Source organism: Acinetobacter lwoffii (assembly GCF_024129855.1).
Lineage (GTDB): Bacteria > Pseudomonadota > Gammaproteobacteria > Pseudomonadales > Moraxellaceae > Acinetobacter > Acinetobacter lwoffii_L.
The window spans coordinates 124,151-143,119 of sequence record NZ_JAMXXC010000003.1 but is presented as its reverse complement, the minus strand read 5'-3'; the positions used below and the strand labels follow the sequence as shown (position 1 = coordinate 143,119).

The following is an 18,969-nucleotide window of genomic DNA, read 5'->3' as shown; positions in this document are numbered from 1 at the left end:
AAATTTTATTTTAACAAATTTTTATAGGACCGCTCAACATCATATAATTGTTTAATCAACTGTAGATGATAGCGAGCCTTATTTTCATAGCCATTATATGCTAGAATTTTTGCATACTTATATAAATCAAAATGTGTTAAATAAAGAGAAACCATTTTTTCAATAGCCTCAATCTCCTCCTTACTTAATTTTTGTTTTGGATTTAAAGCAATCCAATATAATCTAAAATTTAATTCATCTAAAATATATAAATCTCGTTTCTGCTGAAATTCTATATTAGAGGTATATAAACTATGATCAATAGCTCTATGATTTTCTTCAATATAGAGCAAATAATCCTTCCAAACCAATAACAAACCAGCCATTAGAAAAAGAGTATATATACCAAGATATCTAAAAGAAAAGGTATAGAATTTTAAGTTTGAATTAGCTGATAATATGAATCCCAAAAAAATTCCAAAAGGAATTAGAAAGTATGCATAATGTAAAGGATACTCAAGCATTGAATGAACCAAAAAAGTTAAAATCATACAAAAAGCAAATAGTTCCTCTATTTTTTTTATTTTTAATATTGAACTAGAAATCAAATATACACAGTATAAAATAAATGATATCCCAATAGGAATTCCACACCATACTATTATATCAACCAATAAATTATGACTACTTGTTATCCAAACACTAATTGGATATTTATCCATATTTTGATACTGTGCAAGTGCTGTTTGGTTCCAACCATAACCAAACCAAGGCCGTTCCAGAATTGCATAGAACATTTGAATCCAAAAATCTATACGACCACTACTACTTACACCTCTTTCGACACTAGAACTAATATTAACAATATTCAATCCAAATATTTTTGCTATAAAATTTGATATATTTACTAAGTAAATACTGAATAAAAAATACATAAGAACTGAAATAAAATAATAAACCAATACTTTTATATGTATAATTTTTATAAAAAAAACTAAAGCAAACAGCAAAGATATAAGTGCAACAACTGCTGTTCTAGATTGAGTTAAGGCAATAGAAAATATAAAAACTATAGATAAAATTAAAAGTAAATAAAAATTAATTTTTTGCTTTAAATATAAATATATTAAACTTAAAAAAGAAATAATTTGAAAAGTTGCCATATTATTAGGTTGTGCAAAGTTAGCAAAAGGTCGTGAGCCTTCAAGTGACGTGACTAAAGATGTGTTGAAATCCAGATTCAACCACTGGTATATTGCCAAACAAGTATTAACTAAACCAACTACAACAAACGTCCAGTTTAGTTTTATAAAAAAATATTTTTTTTCATTTTCATGCTCATTTACTATATTGTAGACAACCACAATTATTAAAAATGATGTAAGTATATAAATGGTATTTAAAATTGCATGACTAAAAAAATAAACTTGACCAAAAAAATATTGAAACAAAGGAAGTAATGATAGCAAAAAAATAGGAATAATAATTTTTGGAAAAATAATATTTTTATTTTTAAAAAGATTTACTGTTAAAAAAATACAACCTACAAAAACTAGAATTTCACTTATAAATGTTAACCAAGGGTTAAAATGAAGTGGAATTAAATAAGATATTCCTAAAAGAAAAAAGAAAACTAAAATACATATTTTTTCCATTGTAAAATCTCATAAAAAAACCACACTAGTTAATAGTGTGGTTTTTTTCATTTTTTATGCTGCTACGCCAGCCGTACATTTAACATTATTTGCTAGTTCACACTTAACTTTAGGCTTAGTCGAGTCTAATGGATTTTTAATTACACCCTCAACTATAGGAGCTGCGATATCGCCAGTGATAGTAACTGATGCACATGCTCCAACAGGTGCTGAAGCCGCTTTAGCCGTAGTCAAAGCGGAAGCAGCACTAACGTTAGGGTCATTAATATCTGTATAAACAGTATTTGCATAAGCTTTTACTTCTGCTAAACATGCATTCTGAGAGGATTTCTTAGAGTAATTTTGATAAGCAGGAATCGCGATTGCAGCCAAAATACCAATGATCGCAACAACGATCATTAATTCAATTAATGTAAAACCTTTTTGAGCATTCATAACATTCTCCACAAATGTTTATTGTTCATTTATAAGCCTAAAGAAAAAGCTCATTTAGCTTAATTTTATATTTAGCACTAAGTGTGCCAAGTTTTATTATAATAAAATTGAGAGAAAAAACAGCACTTTAAAAAAATATTTTTATTTTTGTAATCCTTATGTTTTATTTTGTGTAACTAACTGACAAATTTTGTCAGTTAGTTAACTAAAATCACCCCAGAATTATCGGTTTATTCCCTAATTCATCTTCTAAATCATCTATTTTCCGATCATAGTATTGATCCAATACTTCTCCAATCTGCTTTACACCTTCAATGACACCTTCTGTAAACTCCTGTTGAGCCAGATTTTGAATGATGCTTTGACAGATTTCATCCCAGACTTGCTGGGTCGTTGCATTCTTAATTCCCCGATCAATCACAATTTCAACCTTATGCTCGCACAGATTCAAATAGAGCAGTACCCCACTATTATATTCAGTATCCCAAACTCCAATTTCAGCAAATAACTGTCGGGCCCGACAAAGCGTATCTTGATAATAAGCAGATCGCGAAGGCAGACAGCCTTCAATCACCACCTGAATTTCCCCCACATGTCCATGCTCGGCTTCTTCCACTGCCACTGCAATCGCATGCTGATCCTGCTTGGAAAAAAAACGTTTGGTTGCCGGCATATAGAAGAAATGCTTGAGCCAGCGCTTAAGACTCGGCTGTGCATGTTCTTCCAACTTCGGCCGCGTGACAATTTCTGTCGTATCTGTCGTTGTTACCATGAGCCTGATGCTCCTCCCCCACCAAATCCACCACCGCCACCGCCGAAGCCGCCGCCCCCAAAACCACCACGACCACTGCCGCCACGGCCACCACCTGCCATAAAGGCATGTAAAATCAGTTGCGCAAGCGAGGTGACCAGTAAAAAGAACACCCCGGCACCAATCATAAAACTGGCAATTAAACCCATGCCATTGACCAGACCGGCAGCTGTGCCTGCAACTGCGGCAGTCGCAGCACTGAGTTTTCTGCCAAAAATCATGGAGCCGACGACCCCAGCAACAATAATAAACAGTACGCTACTGAACGTCGCCTTACTGGCTTTTTGTGCCTGATAAGCCTGTTCCTGACGTTCTTTCAGTTCATCTGCTGCCTGTGCTGCAATTTCAGGATCAAGATTTAAAATCCGTTCTATTTCAGCCAGTCCTGAGTCGATCCCTTGCGCATATTGGCCCTGTTTAAAATACGGCGTGATCTTGTCATTGATAATCCGCCCTGCCACAATATCAGGCAATACGCCTTCCAGACCATAACCGGTCAAAATCTGAATGCGGCGATCATTGATGGCAATGGTCATCAATAAACCATTATCACGTTTAGCCGAGCCAAGCTGCCAGGCCTCAGCGACACGCATAGAGTAATCAAAAATATCTTCCTGCCCTGTGGTTGGAACAATGACCACACCTATTTGCCCTTTGCCTTCATTATAAAGTTTCAGAATACGCTGATTGAGTTGCTGTTTTTCAGTGGGACTGAGTAAATTTGCCTGATCAATGACCGGTTCGTTCAGACTTGGTAAGTCCCGCTGCAACTGCCCTTCTGTCATATCATTGGCAATTTGTGGCTGCGACGCTGCTGTAGCCCCAGTTTCTTGAACTGGAGCATTTTGACCAGTTTTAGGCTGTAAGATTTCACGCGCCACGATGACTTCTTCAGTATCCGTAGCTGTGGCTGTTTCTGCTGAAGCAGGTGTTGTTAGCCCCATACCCAATATGAGGAGCAACCCAGCACAGTATTTCAGCAGTATTTCAGGCATCTGATCTCTCACTTATCTACAGATATTACTTATTCAAAAGACACCGTTGGAGCTTTCTGAGCACTTTGCTCGGCACTGAAGTTTGGTTTGGTATCCATACCAATTACTTTTGCCGTCATGACCTGCGGGAACTGACGTGCGTAGCTATTAAAGTCCTGAACTGTGGTGATATAACGATTACGTGCCACAGCAATCCTATTTTCTGTACCTTCCAGCTGCACCTGTAAATCACGGAACTGCTGATTGGCTTTCAGGTCTGGATAGTTTTCAGTGACCGCCAATAAACGTGACAAAGCACTGGTCATTTGCGACTGTGCTTCCTGATAACGCTGGAATAATTCAGGATTTTCCAGTACTTCCTGATCGACTTTGAGGCCTGCTACATTGGCACGTGCCTGAGTGACTTCTGTGAGCACCTGCTCTTCGTGCGCGGCATAACCTTTTACGACATTCACCAGATTTGGCACCAGATCGGCACGACGCTGATACTGGTTCTGAACTTCAGACCAGGCTGCCGTTACTGCTTCATCTTTGACTTGTAAGGTATTATAACCACAACCACTCAGGGTCAAGGTACTGGCCAGCATCAAGGCGATAAGAGATTGTTTGAATACACGCATGATATCTTGTCCTCAATTCTTTATTAAAATTTATATAATTAATTTGATTTTAAACAGTATTTTCTAAAGTTTTGTTACTTTTTATAATCTTTTTTAATGGCCTCTCTTAAGTTAGACAATATCCAAAAATAAAAAACCCGCCGTAGCGGGTTGTTTGAATGATTTCAGTGAATTTTCAACTGTTAAACATCTAGATAATCCAGAATACCTTCAGCTGCCTGACGGCCTTCCCAGATTGCAGTTACCACCAGATCAGAACCACGAACCATGTCACCACCAGCAAAGATTTTTGGATTCGAAGTCTGGAATTTGTATTGTTGCTGCTCAGCGGCAACGACACGACCTGAACCGTCCAGATTGATTTCTACATCGGTAAACCAGTCTGCTGGGCTGGTACGGAAACCAAAAGCAAGCAGGACTGCATCCGCTGGAAGAATTTCTTCTGAACCCGGAATCGGCTCTGGACTACGGCGACCACGACTGTCCGGCTCACCTAGCTGAGTAGTAATAAATTTCACACCGGTCACTTTACCATTTTCACCAACAACTTCGATCGGCTGACGGTTAAACTGGAAATTCACCCCTTCTTCACGTGCATTTTGCACTTCACGGCGTGAACCTGGCATGTTTTCTTCATCACGACGATAGGCACAGACGACCGATTCAGCACCTTGACGGATCGAAGTACGGTTACAGTCCATAGCCGTATCACCACCGCCTAAAACGATGACTTTTTTGCCTTCAACACTGATGTATTCAGCCGGATCTTTTTCCCAGCCCTGACAACGATTGACATTCGCAATCAGGAAATCCAGTGCATCATACACACCATCCAGATCTTCACCGGCAAAACCACCTTTCATATAAGTATAGGTGCCCATGCCCATGAATACCGCATCATAATCTGCAAGTAACTGGTCGATGGTCACATCTGTACCAATCTCAGTATTCAGACGGAATTCCACCCCCATACCCGTGAAAATTTCACGACGGCGTTTCATTACGTCTTTTTCCATTTTGAATTCTGGAATACCAAAAGTTAGCAAACCACCGATTTCTGGACGTTTGTCAAAGACCACAGGTTTTACCCCGTTACGCACCAGAATATCTGCACAGCCAAGTCCGGCAGGACCTGCACCTATGATTGCGACTTTCTTATTGGTCCATTGCACATTGGACATATCTGGACGCCAGCCCAATGCAAAGGCGGTATCGTTGATATATTTTTCTGCATTCCCGATCGTCACTGCACCGAAACCGTCGTTCAGGGTACACGCCCCTTCACACAGGCGGTCTTGTGGACAGACACGGCCACAGACTTCCGGCAAGGTATTGGTCTGATGACACAGTTCAGCGGCCTGGAACAACCGGCCTTCAGACACCAGTTTTAACCAGTTTGGAATATAGTTATGTACCGGACATTTCCACTCACAATACGGATTACCACAGCCTAGACAGCGATGTGTCTGATTGGCTGCAATTTCCGCTGTATAAGGCTTATAAATTTCCACAAATTCTGCTTTGCGGACATCAATCTCTTTTTTCTCTGGGTCTTGGCGTGCGACATCCAGGAATTGAAAGTCATTATTCAGGCGTTCTGCCATGTCTCTCTCCGTGGGGAGATGTAAGGGGTTCACAGTTGCCTTACATCTGCCTATGTTTCTGCAGTAGTGGAATTATTGTGGATCAGCTTGAGTTGTTTTTAACAGCGTTTGCAAATTGGCTGCTTTTGGTTTTACCAACCAGAACTTGCGGCTGTAGAAGTCAAACTCATGGCGGATCTTGTACGCCCAAGCACTACCCGTTTCTTTAATATGTTCATCCAGGATACGACCCAGGAAGGCTTTATGCTCTTCCATCGCTTCCGTAGAAATACGATTCAGCTCAATCAGCTCGTGGTTATAATGATCAACGAAGTCATTATCCAGATCAAGTACATAAGCAAAACCACCCGTCATACCTGCACCGAAGTTATGCCCAACCTTACCCAGCACTGTCACAATACCACCGGTCATATATTCACAGCAGTGATCACCTGCACCTTCAATCACGGCAAATGCACCCGAGTTACGCACCGCGAAACGCTCGCCCGCTGTACCCGCTGCATATAACTTACCGCCAGTCGCACCATACAGACAAGTATTCCCAATAATCGCGGTATTTTGCGTCTGGAATGGCGAACCTTTTGGCGGGAAGATCGAGATGCGACCACCGGCCATACCTTTACCGACATAGTCATTGGCATCACCTTCCAGGCTGATATGCAAACCACCGGCATTCCAGACACCCAGTGACTGGCCTGCAGTACCATTCAGGTGAACTTTCACCGGATGGGCTTCCATACTCAGGTTGCCATAACGTTTCGCAATTTCACCAGACAGACGGGCACCAATCGAACGGTCACAGTTACCAATCGTAAAGCTATATTCACCGCCAGTTCCTGCTTCGATGGCAGGTAGAATCTCATCTACCATTTTCTCTGCCAGAATACCTTTATCAAACGGTGCATTGCCCTGAACTTCACAGTACTGTGCTTTACCTTCAGCTGCCGGATGCGACTCTAGCAGTTTGCTTAAATCAAGGTGTGCATGCTTTGCAGTTTCACCTGGCAAGACTTCCAGCAGATCCGTACGGCCAATCAGGTCTTTCAGACTCGATACACCGAGTGCCGCCAACCATTCACGGGTTTCTTCAGCAATAAAAGTGAAGAAGTTAATCAGCATTTGTGGCTCGCCAATATAATGCTCTTGACGTAAATGGTCTTGCTGGGTTGCGACACCGGTTGCACAGTTATTCAGGTGACAGATACGCAGGTATTTACAACCTAATGCAATCATTGGGGTTGAACCAAAGCCGAAGCTTTCTGCACCCAAAATTGCTGCTTTGACAACATCCAGACCGGTTTTCAGACCGCCATCTGTCTGTACGCGAACTTTACCACGCAGGTCATTCACACGAAGGGCCTGATGCGCCTCAGAAAGCCCCAGTTCCCACGGTGAACCTGCATGATGAATTGAAGAAAGTGGAGAAGCCGCTGTACCACCATCATAACCAGAAATGGTAATGAAATCGGCATACGCTTTCGCCACACCTGCCGCAATCGTACCGACACCTGGTTCAGAAACCAGCTTAACTGACACCATCGCCTGTGGGTTAACCTGTTTTAAATCAAAGATCAACTGTGATAAATCTTCAATTGAATAGATGTCGTGATGCGGAGGTGGCGAAATCAGGGTAACACCCGGTACAGAGTAACGTAAACGGGCAATGAGACCATTCACTTTACCACCCGGCAACTGACCACCTTCACCTGGTTTTGCACCTTGCGCGACTTTAATCTGGAGAACTTCTGCTGATGTTAAATAAGCAGGCGTTACACCAAAACGGCCCGATGCAATTTGTTTGATTTTCGAGTTACGGATAGTGCCGTAACGCGCTGGATCTTCACCGCCCTCACCCGAGTTTGAACGACCGCCAATCGTATTCATGGCAATCGCAATCGCTTCGTGCGCTTCAGGCGACAATGCACCCAAAGACATGCCGGCAGAGTCAAAGCGAGGTAGGATCTCTTCCACAGATTCCACTTGTTCGACTGGAATCGAGTTGTCTGTTTTCAGTTTAAATAAGTCACGGATCGTTGCGATCGGACGGTTGTTCACCAGTTCTGCATATTCTTTAAAGTCTGCATAATTACCCGAACGTACTGCTTTATGTAGCGAGTTGATTACATCCGGGTTAAAGGCATGGTATTCCTTGCCGAATACAAATTTCAGCAAGCCGCCCTGATCAATTGGTTTACGGTTTTTCCAGGCAATATCCGCCAACTGTTTCTGGTCATTTTCAAGATCGACAAAAGTGGCACCCTGAATACGGCTTGGCACACCGATGAAGCATTTATCCACCACTTCATTAGATAAACCCACTGCTTCAAACAACTGACCACCACGATAAGAAGCAACCGTAGAAATACCCATTTTAGACAGGACTTTCAGCAGACCTTTTTCAATCCCCTTACGGAAATTGTTTTGTGCATAGATTGGGTCACCCAATAATTCGCCTTTCGCGACCAGATCATTGATCACGTCATAAGCCAGGTATGGGTAGATGGCTGTCGCACCAAAGCCAAGTAACACTGCAAACTGATGTGGATCACGAGCAAAACCGGTTTCAATAATCAGGTTGGCATCTGTACGCAAACCAGTATTGATCAGGTGATGATGCACCGCGCCGGTGATCATGAAAGCATTGGCTGGCAAGTAGCCTTCACGGATTTTTTTGTCTGAAAGCACCAATAAGGTTTTACCATCACGAATGGCTTGTGCAGATTCTTCACAAATACGCGCAATGGCTGCTTCCAGACCTTCGGTTTCAGCATAGTTCAGGTCGATATCTGCGATTTCGTAACCGGCACGACCCAAGGTACGGATCTGATGCATTTTCGAATTAGACAGCACAGGGCTGGAAATGATCAAGCGGTCTGCATGTTCAGGCCCTTGTTCAAAGACGTTTTGCTCACGACCCAAACAGGTTTCCAGTGACATCACAATCGATTCACGTAACGGATCGATTGGCGGGTTGGTCACTTGTGCAAACTGCTGGCGGAAATAATCCGACACATGACGCACCTGACGTGACAATACCGCCATTGGGGTATCATCACCCATTGAGCCTACAGCTTCCTGACCGCTTTCAGCAATCGGACGCAACAACTGGTCACGCTCTTCAAAGGTCACCATGAACATTTTTTGTGCCGCTTTCAGGCCATTGCCTTTTAAGCCTTGATCACATAAATATTCTTCCAGCTCTGGACTACCTTGCAAACGCACAGAATTTTCACGTAACCATTCACGGTATGGACGCATACGCTTCAGATGATTATTGACATCTTGCGTATCCAGTACCTTGCCAGTCTGCGTGTCGATGACCAGCATCTGGCCTGGGCCGACACGGCCTTTAGAAATCACATCTTCAGGTTGGTAACCCCATACGCCAATTTCAGACGCCAACGTGATATAGCCATTTTTGGTAATCACCCAACGCGCAGGACGCAGACCGTTGCGATCCAGCATACAGATCGCATGACGACCATCCTGAATCACCAGACCAGCCGGACCGTCCCAAGCTTCCATATGTTTTGAGTTGAATTCATAGAAAGCACGAAGATCAGCATCAAGTGTTTCCACGTTCTGCCAGGCAGGCGGAACCAGCATACGGAGTGCACGGAACAGATCCATGCCACCGCCAACCAGAATCTCCAGCATGTTATCCAGGCTTGAAGAATCTGAACCGGTACGGTTCACAATTGGATTCAGTTCAGTTAAACCCGGTAATAACGGATTTTCAAATTTTGGTACACGCGCCATGGCCCAGTTACGATTCGCAGTAATGGTATTGATTTCACCATTGTGTGCCAGGTAACGGAACGGTTGTGCCAAAGGCCAGCGTGGCAAGGTATTGGTCGAGAAGCGCTGATGGAAGACCACAATATGTGATTCCAAACGTGGATCAGCCAGATCTGTATAAAAATCTGCAATCGCTTCCGGCATCATCAAGCCTTTATAGCTGATCACCGTTGAGCACAAAGTAGTGACATAGAAAGACGTATCATTCACCAACAGTTGTTCTGCACGACGGCGTGCCAGGAATAACTTACGGTTAAATTCAACCTCAGTCACACCCATTGGACAGTTAACAATAATCTGTTCAAATGCCGGCATCGATTGCAATGCAATTTCACCCAATGCATCGACATTGGTCGGAATCACGCGCCAAGCCAAAACGATTAAACCTTCAGCTTCAATCTCTTTGTTTAAAACCTGTTTGGCATGTGCAGCAAGTGCCGGATCAAGATTTAGAAACACCGACCCCACAGCAAACACTTCACTTAAAGTGGTATCACTTAAGCGTTTTGCTTCTTCACGGAAAAATTTCTTCGGCATCGCCAAGAGCAAGCCACAACCATCCCCGGTTTTGCCATCCGCGGCAATACCACCACGATGGGTCATACAACTCAAACTATGAATCGCGGTCTTGACGAGATCATGGCTAGCATCACCCTGCATATGGGCGATCAAACCGAAACCACAGTTATCTTTAAACTCATCCGGTTGGTATAAACCTTGAGCGGGAGCTACATTGTTAGGCGATGGCATGTGCATAGCGTACCCTTCTTTCACGAAGCCTCAACAGGCTATTAAACAATCTAAATTTTTCTCTGCGCTGGCGTCTAATGGACTTTCGAAGACCGTCTTGGTAGAGCAAAAGCATTTTTCTTTATTTCTTCAGACTAGTCCTTTTTTAGACTAAATGCATAACAAATAAAGTTTATTCTGCTCATGAATAACATAAAAATCTGGAATAAATATGACATTCATACGGTGTCATCGAATCATTTTTCGCGCTAAAACAGGGAGATTAATTCAATTCATGCACCAATAAAGCAAATTCCATGCCAACAAACAGCGCATAAATTAAAACAATACAGATGACAAAGATTTAGCGCAGAACAGCACACTAAGGGTTAATTTTAATGTGCATTTTTTGCACCAAAAGCGCTCATTTTTAATTCTGTAATTTTTTGGATGCGCTATTTTAGACCGAACTAATTAAATGGATCACTAATCTCGTTATTTTGAGGATGCGGATTACTGCCCTGAGCAGGTCGATTATTGTTATTTTGTGGTTGAGGTGTACCTTCTACAGCACTTTCAGATTTCTGCACATCAACTACATTTCCCGATGAATCACGGCGCACAATTGTGGTACTGGTAGTCGCAGCATCAGAGCTACGCGGCTTGGACTCAGTTTGGGTTTGCTGCTGTCTAAGTCGTACCGATTCATCTACTTTCGGCAAAGGCACATTTTTCAAACGAATTTCGTAAAGCTTTTGATTACTAGCCAATTCCTCTGAACCCAGATTATTGACCAGACTAACATATTGCTGCATTGCTACAACTTCAGGCTTGACTGAGGCCGGTAAATTTAACTTCAGTGTAGATAAAGCCTGATTGGCTTGCGCCGCCGTCTTATATTGACCATATAACAATACATACTGTTCTGGCTGATTTTCACCCGAGATTCTTAAATAAATAAAAGGTTTACGATCGGACTGTTTTTTAAGAAAACTTTTTAAAATGGCTTCATTGGTCACACGAAATAATTCAATGGCGTGCTGGTTTTTCGCTTCATTGACAAATTTGGTACCACGGAATTCCGGCTCATGACTGGCATTCACGACGGTACGCGTATTTAGGTCCAGTGGTTTCACTTCCTGAAAAAGTGCACCAAGATGGGTCATTGTGGCGACTTTTTCTGGTTGAATCTGCAACTGAACTTCAGTTTCAGGCTTTTTTTCAATTTCGACGACATCATCTGAATCAGTCACCGCCCAAAAAACTAAGGCAGCAAATAGGCAGCATACACCACAGACCAGCCAGAAATAATGCTGAATCTTTTGCCAAGGAGTATGTAATGCTGCCATAAAACTAAACCTATGCCTGACTGGCTAAAATTGCCTGTTTCATTAACTCGAGATCAAAGTCTCGGGTAATCACTGCTTCGCCTAATTGCTTTAATAACACCAGACGCAATTGTCCATTTAAGACTTTTTTGTCATGGGCCATATAGGCCAGAAAATCATCCAGAGGGATTTTAGGACAAACCACAGGAAGTTTGGCACGAGAAATGATTTTTTTTGTACGTTCTAAATCTTCTTGAGAAATCCAGCCCATACGCTGTGACAGATCCGCAGCTATCACCATACCGGTGGCAACAGCCTCGCCATGTAGCCAGACACCATACCCCAGGTAGGATTCAATCGCATGCCCAAAAGTATGACCTAAATTGAGTAAAGCACGTTCCCCCTGCTCCTTCTCATCATTGGCTACAATCCGCGCCTTATGCGCACAGGAACGGTAAACGGCTTCAGCAAGCAACTGTTCATCTCGAGCGGCCAGAGCATCCATATTATCTTCAAGCCAGACCAGAAATGACTCATCGCCTAGCAGCGCATATTTAATCACTTCAGCCAAACCTGCTGAAAGCTCTCGATCAGGCAAAGTAGCAAGCTGCGACATATCCGCCAGTACCACTTGAGGTTGCTGGAAAGCGCCAATCATGTTTTTACCGAGTGGATGATTGATCCCGGTTTTTCCACCAACACTTGAATCTACTTGCGACAGCAAGGTCGTCGGTACCTGAATAAAATACACTCCGCGCTGGAAACAGGCCGAAGCAAATCCGGCCATATCTCCAATCACACCCCCACCCAACGCAAGCACAGTACAGTCCCGATTAAACCTGGCTTCAAGCAGTGCATCAAAAATCAGGTTCAGATGCTGGCTATCCTTATATTTTTCACCATCAGGCAGAATGCAGGTCGCAACACGTTTGTCTAGAGCCTCAATCGCCGTTTGATAACGCTGCAAATAAAGTGGTGCAACCGTAGTATTGCTCACAATCATTACTTGCTTGCCATGAATATAGGGTGCCAATAAGGCCTGTGGATCCAGATCGCTCCCGATAAAAATAGGGTAACGACGTTCTCCGAGTTCTACATATAAGGTTTGCATGCTTGATTAACCACTTTATTCAATGAACTTAGTTTTTAGAAGTAATGAGATTGAGAATCCGTTGCGCCAGATCTCGTGCAGCACCCTGATTGGTCTCAATAATATGATGCGCCACTTCCCGATACAAGGGATCACGGACTGCCAATAAATCCCGTAACTTTTGTTCCGGATTTTCGACTTGGAGGAGGGGACGGTTTTTATCGCGATAGGTACGTTGCAGTTGAATTTCAACCGGCGTATAGAGATAGACAACAATTCCGCGCTGTTTCAGATAATCCCGATTTAAGGTCTGAGTAATGGCCCCACCACCAGTGGCTAAAACCAGATGGGGACGTGAGGTAAGGTCATTAATGACAGCAGTTTCACGGTCACGAAACCCCTGCTCCCCTTCTTTTTCAAAAATCCAGGGAATGGTCGCTCCTGTTTTACGTTCAATTTCATGATCACTGTCTAGAAATTCACGTCCTAACAATTCTGCGAGATGTCGTCCTACTGTTGTTTTACCGGCCCCCATCGGCCCTACCAAATAAATATTTGGTAGGGTTTCAAACTCTTTGCTTGGCAAGGAGTCACCTATTCGTTTTGTTAAATTCAAAATATATTAATGATTTCTTGAAACACTGTCATTAACAATTCGAGGTGTAACGAAAATCAGAAGCTCACGCTTGTTATCCGACTTTAAATCTTTACGGAATAAACGCCCTACATAAGGAATATCCCCCAAAAATGGTACCTTGGTTTGTCCATTACGGGTTTCCTGCTCAAAAATACCGCCCAGAACCACGGTTTCACCATTATCTACTAAAACATTGGTAGTGATCTGGTTTTTGTTAATAGTCAACTGTCCAGTCGGTGTCGGATTACCCGGTGAGTTACTGGTAATATTGAGTTCCATCTGTACTTTGCCATCTGGCGTAATGCTTGGGGTGACATCCAGACTTAGCGTAGCATCAATAAATTCCGTAGTAGATACTGCATTCGCACCACCACCCTCTGCTGACTGATACGGAATTTGAGAACCAGAGGCAACAGTTGCTTTCTGCTTATCCGCAGTGAGTACTTTAGGTGTAGAAATCACCTCACCATAGCCATCTGCCTGAAGTGCAGAAAGCTCAAGATCCAACATAAAATCAGAAAGGCTGATCAAACCAAAGGCAATACGGCTGGCACCTGGACTAGTTACACCCAAGTCCACATTTAGATTATCTGGTCTTTGGATGTCATACTTCCATCCACCCAATTCTTCATCCAACTCAGGGGTTCTTAAATCCCATAAGGTTGTATCGCTACCACCGACAAGAAGATGATTATTATTTGTAACCCCTTGAGACAGAATCCCCCATTTCACCCCCATCTCTTTGGTAAAATCAGTCGTTGCCCGCACAATACGCGCTTCAACCATAACCTGCTTCACCTGCACATCCAGTAAGTCTACCATATTGCGGATTTTATCGATAAAAGGCTGAGTATCATTCACAATAATGGTATTAGTTCGTGTATCCATTGAAATAGATCCACGCGAACTTAATAAACTTTCTTTATCTTCACTATTCGCGGTATTAGAGGAATTGTTTGACGAGTTAGTTGAGTTTTGTGCAGATTTATTCTGCGTAATCAGTTTCTCAATATCAGCGGCTTTAGCATAACTCAGCTGCATATATTCAGTTTGGATCGGAGCAAGTGCAACACTCTGCTTAATAGCCTTAGCTTCTTCTTCTTCAGCCTTGATCAGTTCTGCAACTGGTGCTATCCAGATCACATTACCATTGCGGCGTTTATCCAGATTTTTGGTTTTCAGTACGATATCCAGCGCCTGATCCCATGGCACTTCTTTTAAGCGCAAAGTAATATTGCCTTGTACACTGTCTGCGGCCACCATATTGATATCGGTAAAATCGGCCAAGAGCTGTAAAACACGACGGACTTCAATATCCTGGAAATCTAAAGAAATTTTCTTACCCGAATAAGCAACTGTTTTAGGACGTAATGGGCTCTTGGCTTCCGGACGTTTCAAACTGATGGTCAGCTTGTTATCAGTCTGGTAAGCCATATATTCATAACTTTCCGCAGACTGAATCGTAATCACGCCAGAACCATTTTGATTCACGGCATCGACACTGGAAACTGGTGTAGCAAAATCATTTACATTTAGACGACGGGTCAAATGAGCCGGAATCTTGGAACCTAAAGTGCGCACAATAACCTTGGTACCCTGCTGCTGTACATCAACAGGAGTATTATTTCCTAGCAGATCAATAACGACCTGGCCTTCACCTTGCGCACCGCGCTGGAAACCAATATTACTGATACCCTGAGCTGACTGTTGCTGCACAGGTTGAGCTATGGCTACAGGAGTTGCCGAGTTAATTTTAAGAATAAAGGTATTACCTTCCACGCGAGTCGTAAAGGCTCCTGCCTCGGTCAAGTTTACCGTCAGACGTGCCCGCTGAGCATCCGAAGTGACATCCACTGAACTGGCTTCACGTGTTGCCACCGGAATACTGCTTTGTTTTAAATTCTGTTGTGCCTTGTCAAAGTCCAGAATTAAACGTGACGGTGATTCTAATTGGTAGGCCTGTGGTTGTGGTGGCAAACCATTGAACATCACCCGAATCTCAGTTCCTTGTCCAGGAAGCTGCATGGGTACTACATTGGTCATTGAAACCTGTGCACTAGCCGCTTGCATCACCGCAATCGCAACAGCACCCATGGAAAACTGACGAAACACACGATTCATTGTATTAACATCCCCAAAAATAAATTCTTTAATACTCTTATTCATTGTTATTCCTTTAAAACTTATGGCGCCGGCCCGATAAGAACCAAACTTCGCGGACGTTCCACATATCCCTCACGGCCATCTGGAATAATCTCAATCAAATCGATTTGTGTTGGTGTAATTCCAACCACACGACCATGATTAAGTCCCATATAGCTACCACGTTGAATCCGCTCAACCTCACCATCAGGCGTCTGGATTAAAGCCAGAATTTGTCCTGCCTGATTGCGCATACTGCCTTTCATGGTCAATGTTTCGAGCGGATAACTTTCTAGCGGTTGCAGTTGACGTGATAGGTTTGGATAAACCCGTTTCCCCGCCATAATTTTCAGTTCAGCAGCCAGAGAGCTTGGTAAAAAAGGGCTTTTGATCTGATGTGCTGCATAGTTGAAGGTTTCAACTGGCATAAAATCAGGAGCCGGTTCAATTGGCAAAGGTGGCTGATTACGAATATTAGCCATTTCCTGATTGACTGCATCAATGCGTGAATCGCATCCCAACAATAAAAACCCAAGTGTTAAAGCTGAAGTAATTTTAATGTTCTTCATTACTGCGCCCCCTGAGTAGTACTATTAGCTTCAGGCTGTGCTGCAGCACCTTCAGCATTACCGACATAACGGTAAGTTTTGGCTTTTACCACATAATCAATGACTGGAATTTCAGATTTTTTCTCTTTATTTTCAGTACCGGTAATGGTGAAATCATGCAGCGTTACAATACGCGACAAGCCGGCAATACTGCTGACAAAAGAGCCAAAAGCGTGATAATCCCCAGTCGCTTCAATTGCAATCGGCTGTTCAATAAAGAATTCTTGTTTAATTTCAGGCTCTAGACGAATATTTTTAAACTTCAGGCCTGAATTCACACCGCTCAGGTTAATATCTTCAACCAGACCTGGAATTTCAGTTTCTTTCGGCAACTGTTCTAACTGCTGGTTAAAACGGGCTTCCATTTCCTGAAGCTGGATTTGATATTGTTGTAAGTTGCGTAATTTGGATTCTTTTTCACGGAATTCATTCAGCAGGTTTTGTTCTTGAGCACTGGCTTGTGAAATCGATTCAATCGTGCTTCTGATCATGACAAAATAAATCACCGCAAATGCCAGCGCGGCAATAAAAATCCAGCAGGTAATTTTGACCGATAAAGGCCAACTTCCATAGTTATTTGGATCTAATGTATTGAATTGCTGAAAAAACTTTTCAACAGTCATTTTATTTTTGGGTACAGCGACGACATCTTGGCCGAACTCATCGAATTCTTCATTACTCATGATGATGCCCCCGTAGTTGTAGCGACTGCTTGTTGTTCTTCGTTAAGTACTGGCTGAGCGATCTGATCCAGATCCACAGTTACAGTAAAACTGCCATAAGATTCTTCCACACGTGGAATAATCGAGCTCGGTGCCTTTTCTTTTGCTTCTTCAGCCACCAGGAAGGCATTCATAAAGGCATTCCGATACCAAGATGAAGCTTCCAGATTACGGAGCAGTTCTGCTACCGTATTTGGACTCTCAGCTCGACCTTCAATGGTAAACTTATCACCGATACGCTGGAATTTGGTGATATACATATTGCTTGGGGTCACCCGCACAATTTCATCAATCAGATGCACTGCAATCGGACGTTGGGTTTGTAGGCCCTGAATCAGTTTCATCCGTTCAACAATTGCATTACGCTGTTCTTGTAAACCTTCAAGCGCCTTTAACTGCACATCCAGATTCTGGTTGGTACTTTGAATCAGCTGATTGGCCTGTTCCTGATCCTGAAGCTTGTGATCATAATAAAACCAGGTAGAACCTGCTGCTGCTAATCCTAAGAACAGCGCCCCCACGCAGATTGCCACGAATTCATTATTTCTTTTAATTCTTAGCTCATCACGCCAAGGAAGTAAGTTAATTCTTGCCATTAATCAAAACTCCTTAATGCCAAACCGCATGCAACCATGAGTGATGACGCGTCATTTTCAATTTTTTTAATATCAATTTGAGGAGAAAAGCCCATTTGCAAAAATGGATTCGCGATCGTGACACGGTAACCGAGTTTTTGTTGTAATAATTTTGCCAGACCTGGAATATTGGCATTCCCGCCGGCCAGTAAAATATGGTCAATCTCATTAAACTGAGAAGATGAAAAGAAGAACTGCAATGAACGGGCTGCCTGTTGTACGACGGCATCCAGAAATGGTTCTAGCACTTCAATATCATAATCATCCGGCAAGGCACGGGTTTTTTTAGCACGTCCAGCTTCTTCAAAAGACAATCCATAACGATTCTGAATTTCCTGAGTCAATTGCTTGCCACCAAACACCTGCTCACGGGTATAAATAATCTTGTTGTTCTGCATCACCGACAAGGTCGTCATACTATGACCAATGTCTAAAATACCAACCGTATTGACCCCCATCGGCAAAGTGTCCGAAAATACCTTAAAGGCATTTTCCAGCGCAAAACTTTCTACATCTGCAATCTTAGGCGTTAGACTGCTAATCTCTAAAACTTCAGAACGTGCTTCGACATTTTCGATCCGTGTCGCGACCAGCAGCACATTGACCCGGTTCGGATTGGAAAGGCGGTCTGGCAGAACTTCAAAGTCCAGACTCGCTTCATCGAGTGGAAAAGGAATATATTGTTCCGCATCTTCACGAATCTGAACTTCACGTTCATCATCCGACATGTCTGCATCCATCTCAATGATTTTGGTGATGACCATTGAAGTTGGAATCGCAAAAGCGGCCTGATTCGACTGGGTATTACCCAAATTAATTGCACGCCCAAGGGCATCAGCGACAGCTTCTGGGTTTAAGATGTTTTTTTCAACAACACTGTTTTCCGATAATGGGATCAAAGCATAGCTCTCTACCCAGTAACGGCCACTTTTTACAGAAAGTTCTAAAACCTTAACAGAAGTCGAACTAATATCGACTCCTATTAACCCCTTATTTGGTTTACGATATAACCTGCGCACAATATACTTCCTATTATTTTTTTGTCCCCAATTCAATCTAACTTACCAATTGGTCCAGTCTATAATTTTATATAGATACAATAACTCATCTAACAATATGGATATCGACAGGATATACTGACCGGTAATTAGTTCGCCATTAGCTCTTATTAAAACTTACTT

The 18,969-nt window shown here is 42.7% G+C and carries 15 protein-coding genes; all 15 read right to left on the bottom strand.

The features are described from left to right. Positions 1–5 precede the first annotated feature (5 nt). The 15 genes from NI465_RS04170 to NI465_RS04100 all read right to left on the bottom strand — a co-directional run bounded on the left by NI465_RS04170 (position 6) and on the right by NI465_RS04100 (position 18,807). Complete coding sequence (locus NI465_RS04170; RefSeq protein ID WP_253144416.1) at positions 6–1,634, bottom strand: PglL family O-oligosaccharyltransferase; 1,629 nt, start codon at positions 1,632–1,634, stop codon at positions 6–8. 54 nt (positions 1,635–1,688) lie between these two features. Next, on the bottom strand, positions 1,689–2,069 hold the full coding sequence (locus NI465_RS16820) for a prepilin-type N-terminal cleavage/methylation domain-containing protein (RefSeq protein WP_180086812.1): 381 nt from the start codon (positions 2,067–2,069) through the stop codon (positions 1,689–1,691). Positions 2,070–2,280: 211 nt separating this feature from the next. After that, positions 2,281–2,841, bottom strand: coding sequence for a TPM domain-containing protein (locus tag NI465_RS04160; RefSeq protein WP_180086811.1), 561 nt, complete (start codon positions 2,839–2,841; stop codon positions 2,281–2,283). After that, on the bottom strand, positions 2,835–3,875 hold the full coding sequence (locus NI465_RS04155; protein ID WP_253144414.1) for a TPM domain-containing protein: 1,041 nt from the start codon (positions 3,873–3,875) through the stop codon (positions 2,835–2,837). The genes NI465_RS04160 and NI465_RS04155 overlap by 7 nt, the downstream gene beginning before the upstream one ends. Before the next feature lie 29 nt (positions 3,876–3,904). Beyond that, positions 3,905–4,495 (bottom strand): LemA family protein, encoded by a 591-nt coding sequence (locus tag NI465_RS04150; protein WP_160240905.1) that lies wholly within the window; start codon positions 4,493–4,495, stop codon positions 3,905–3,907. 182 nt (positions 4,496–4,677) lie between these two features. After that, complete coding sequence (locus NI465_RS04145) at positions 4,678–6,099, bottom strand: FAD-dependent oxidoreductase (RefSeq protein WP_180086809.1); 1,422 nt, start codon at positions 6,097–6,099, stop codon at positions 4,678–4,680. Positions 6,100–6,171: 72 nt separating this feature from the next. Continuing rightward, positions 6,172–10,647 carry a glutamate synthase large subunit gene (gene gltB / locus NI465_RS04140; RefSeq protein ID WP_253144475.1) on the bottom strand — a complete coding sequence of 1,492 codons (4,476 nt, stop codon included), beginning with the start codon at positions 10,645–10,647 and terminating at the stop codon, positions 6,172–6,174. A gap of 449 nt (positions 10,648–11,096) precedes the next feature. Further along, complete coding sequence (locus NI465_RS04135; RefSeq protein WP_004732438.1) at positions 11,097–11,975, bottom strand: hypothetical protein; 879 nt, start codon at positions 11,973–11,975, stop codon at positions 11,097–11,099. A gap of 10 nt (positions 11,976–11,985) precedes the next feature. Further along, complete coding sequence (aroB, locus tag NI465_RS04130) at positions 11,986–13,065, bottom strand: 3-dehydroquinate synthase (RefSeq protein ID WP_184412764.1); 1,080 nt, start codon at positions 13,063–13,065, stop codon at positions 11,986–11,988. A 28-nt stretch (positions 13,066–13,093) separates the two neighbouring features. Beyond that, positions 13,094–13,630: a shikimate kinase AroK gene (gene aroK, locus NI465_RS04125; protein ID WP_005101380.1), complete on the bottom strand. Its 537-nt coding sequence runs from the start codon at positions 13,628–13,630 to the stop codon at positions 13,094–13,096. Between the two features lie 36 nt (positions 13,631–13,666). Next, positions 13,667–15,802, bottom strand: a complete 2,136-nt coding sequence (locus tag NI465_RS04120; RefSeq protein ID WP_373687388.1) for a type IV pilus secretin PilQ — start codon at positions 15,800–15,802, stop codon at positions 13,667–13,669. Between the two features lie 62 nt (positions 15,803–15,864). Then, positions 15,865–16,392, bottom strand: coding sequence for a pilus assembly protein PilP (locus tag NI465_RS04115; protein ID WP_004732447.1), 528 nt, complete (start codon positions 16,390–16,392; stop codon positions 15,865–15,867). Further along, positions 16,392–17,114 carry a type IV pilus inner membrane component PilO gene (locus NI465_RS04110; RefSeq protein ID WP_180086805.1) on the bottom strand — a complete coding sequence of 241 codons (723 nt, stop codon included), beginning with the start codon at positions 17,112–17,114 and terminating at the stop codon, positions 16,392–16,394. The genes NI465_RS04115 and NI465_RS04110 overlap by 1 nt, the downstream gene beginning before the upstream one ends. Further along, complete coding sequence (locus NI465_RS04105) at positions 17,111–17,749, bottom strand: PilN domain-containing protein (RefSeq protein ID WP_004281141.1); 639 nt, start codon at positions 17,747–17,749, stop codon at positions 17,111–17,113. The genes NI465_RS04110 and NI465_RS04105 overlap by 4 nt, the downstream gene beginning before the upstream one ends. Beyond that, entirely contained in the window at positions 17,749–18,807 is a 1,059-nt protein-coding gene (locus tag NI465_RS04100) for a pilus assembly protein PilM (protein WP_004644949.1), read from the bottom strand. Before NI465_RS04100 ends, NI465_RS04105 begins: the two co-directional genes overlap by 1 nt. Positions 18,808–18,969: the final 162 nt, after the last annotated feature.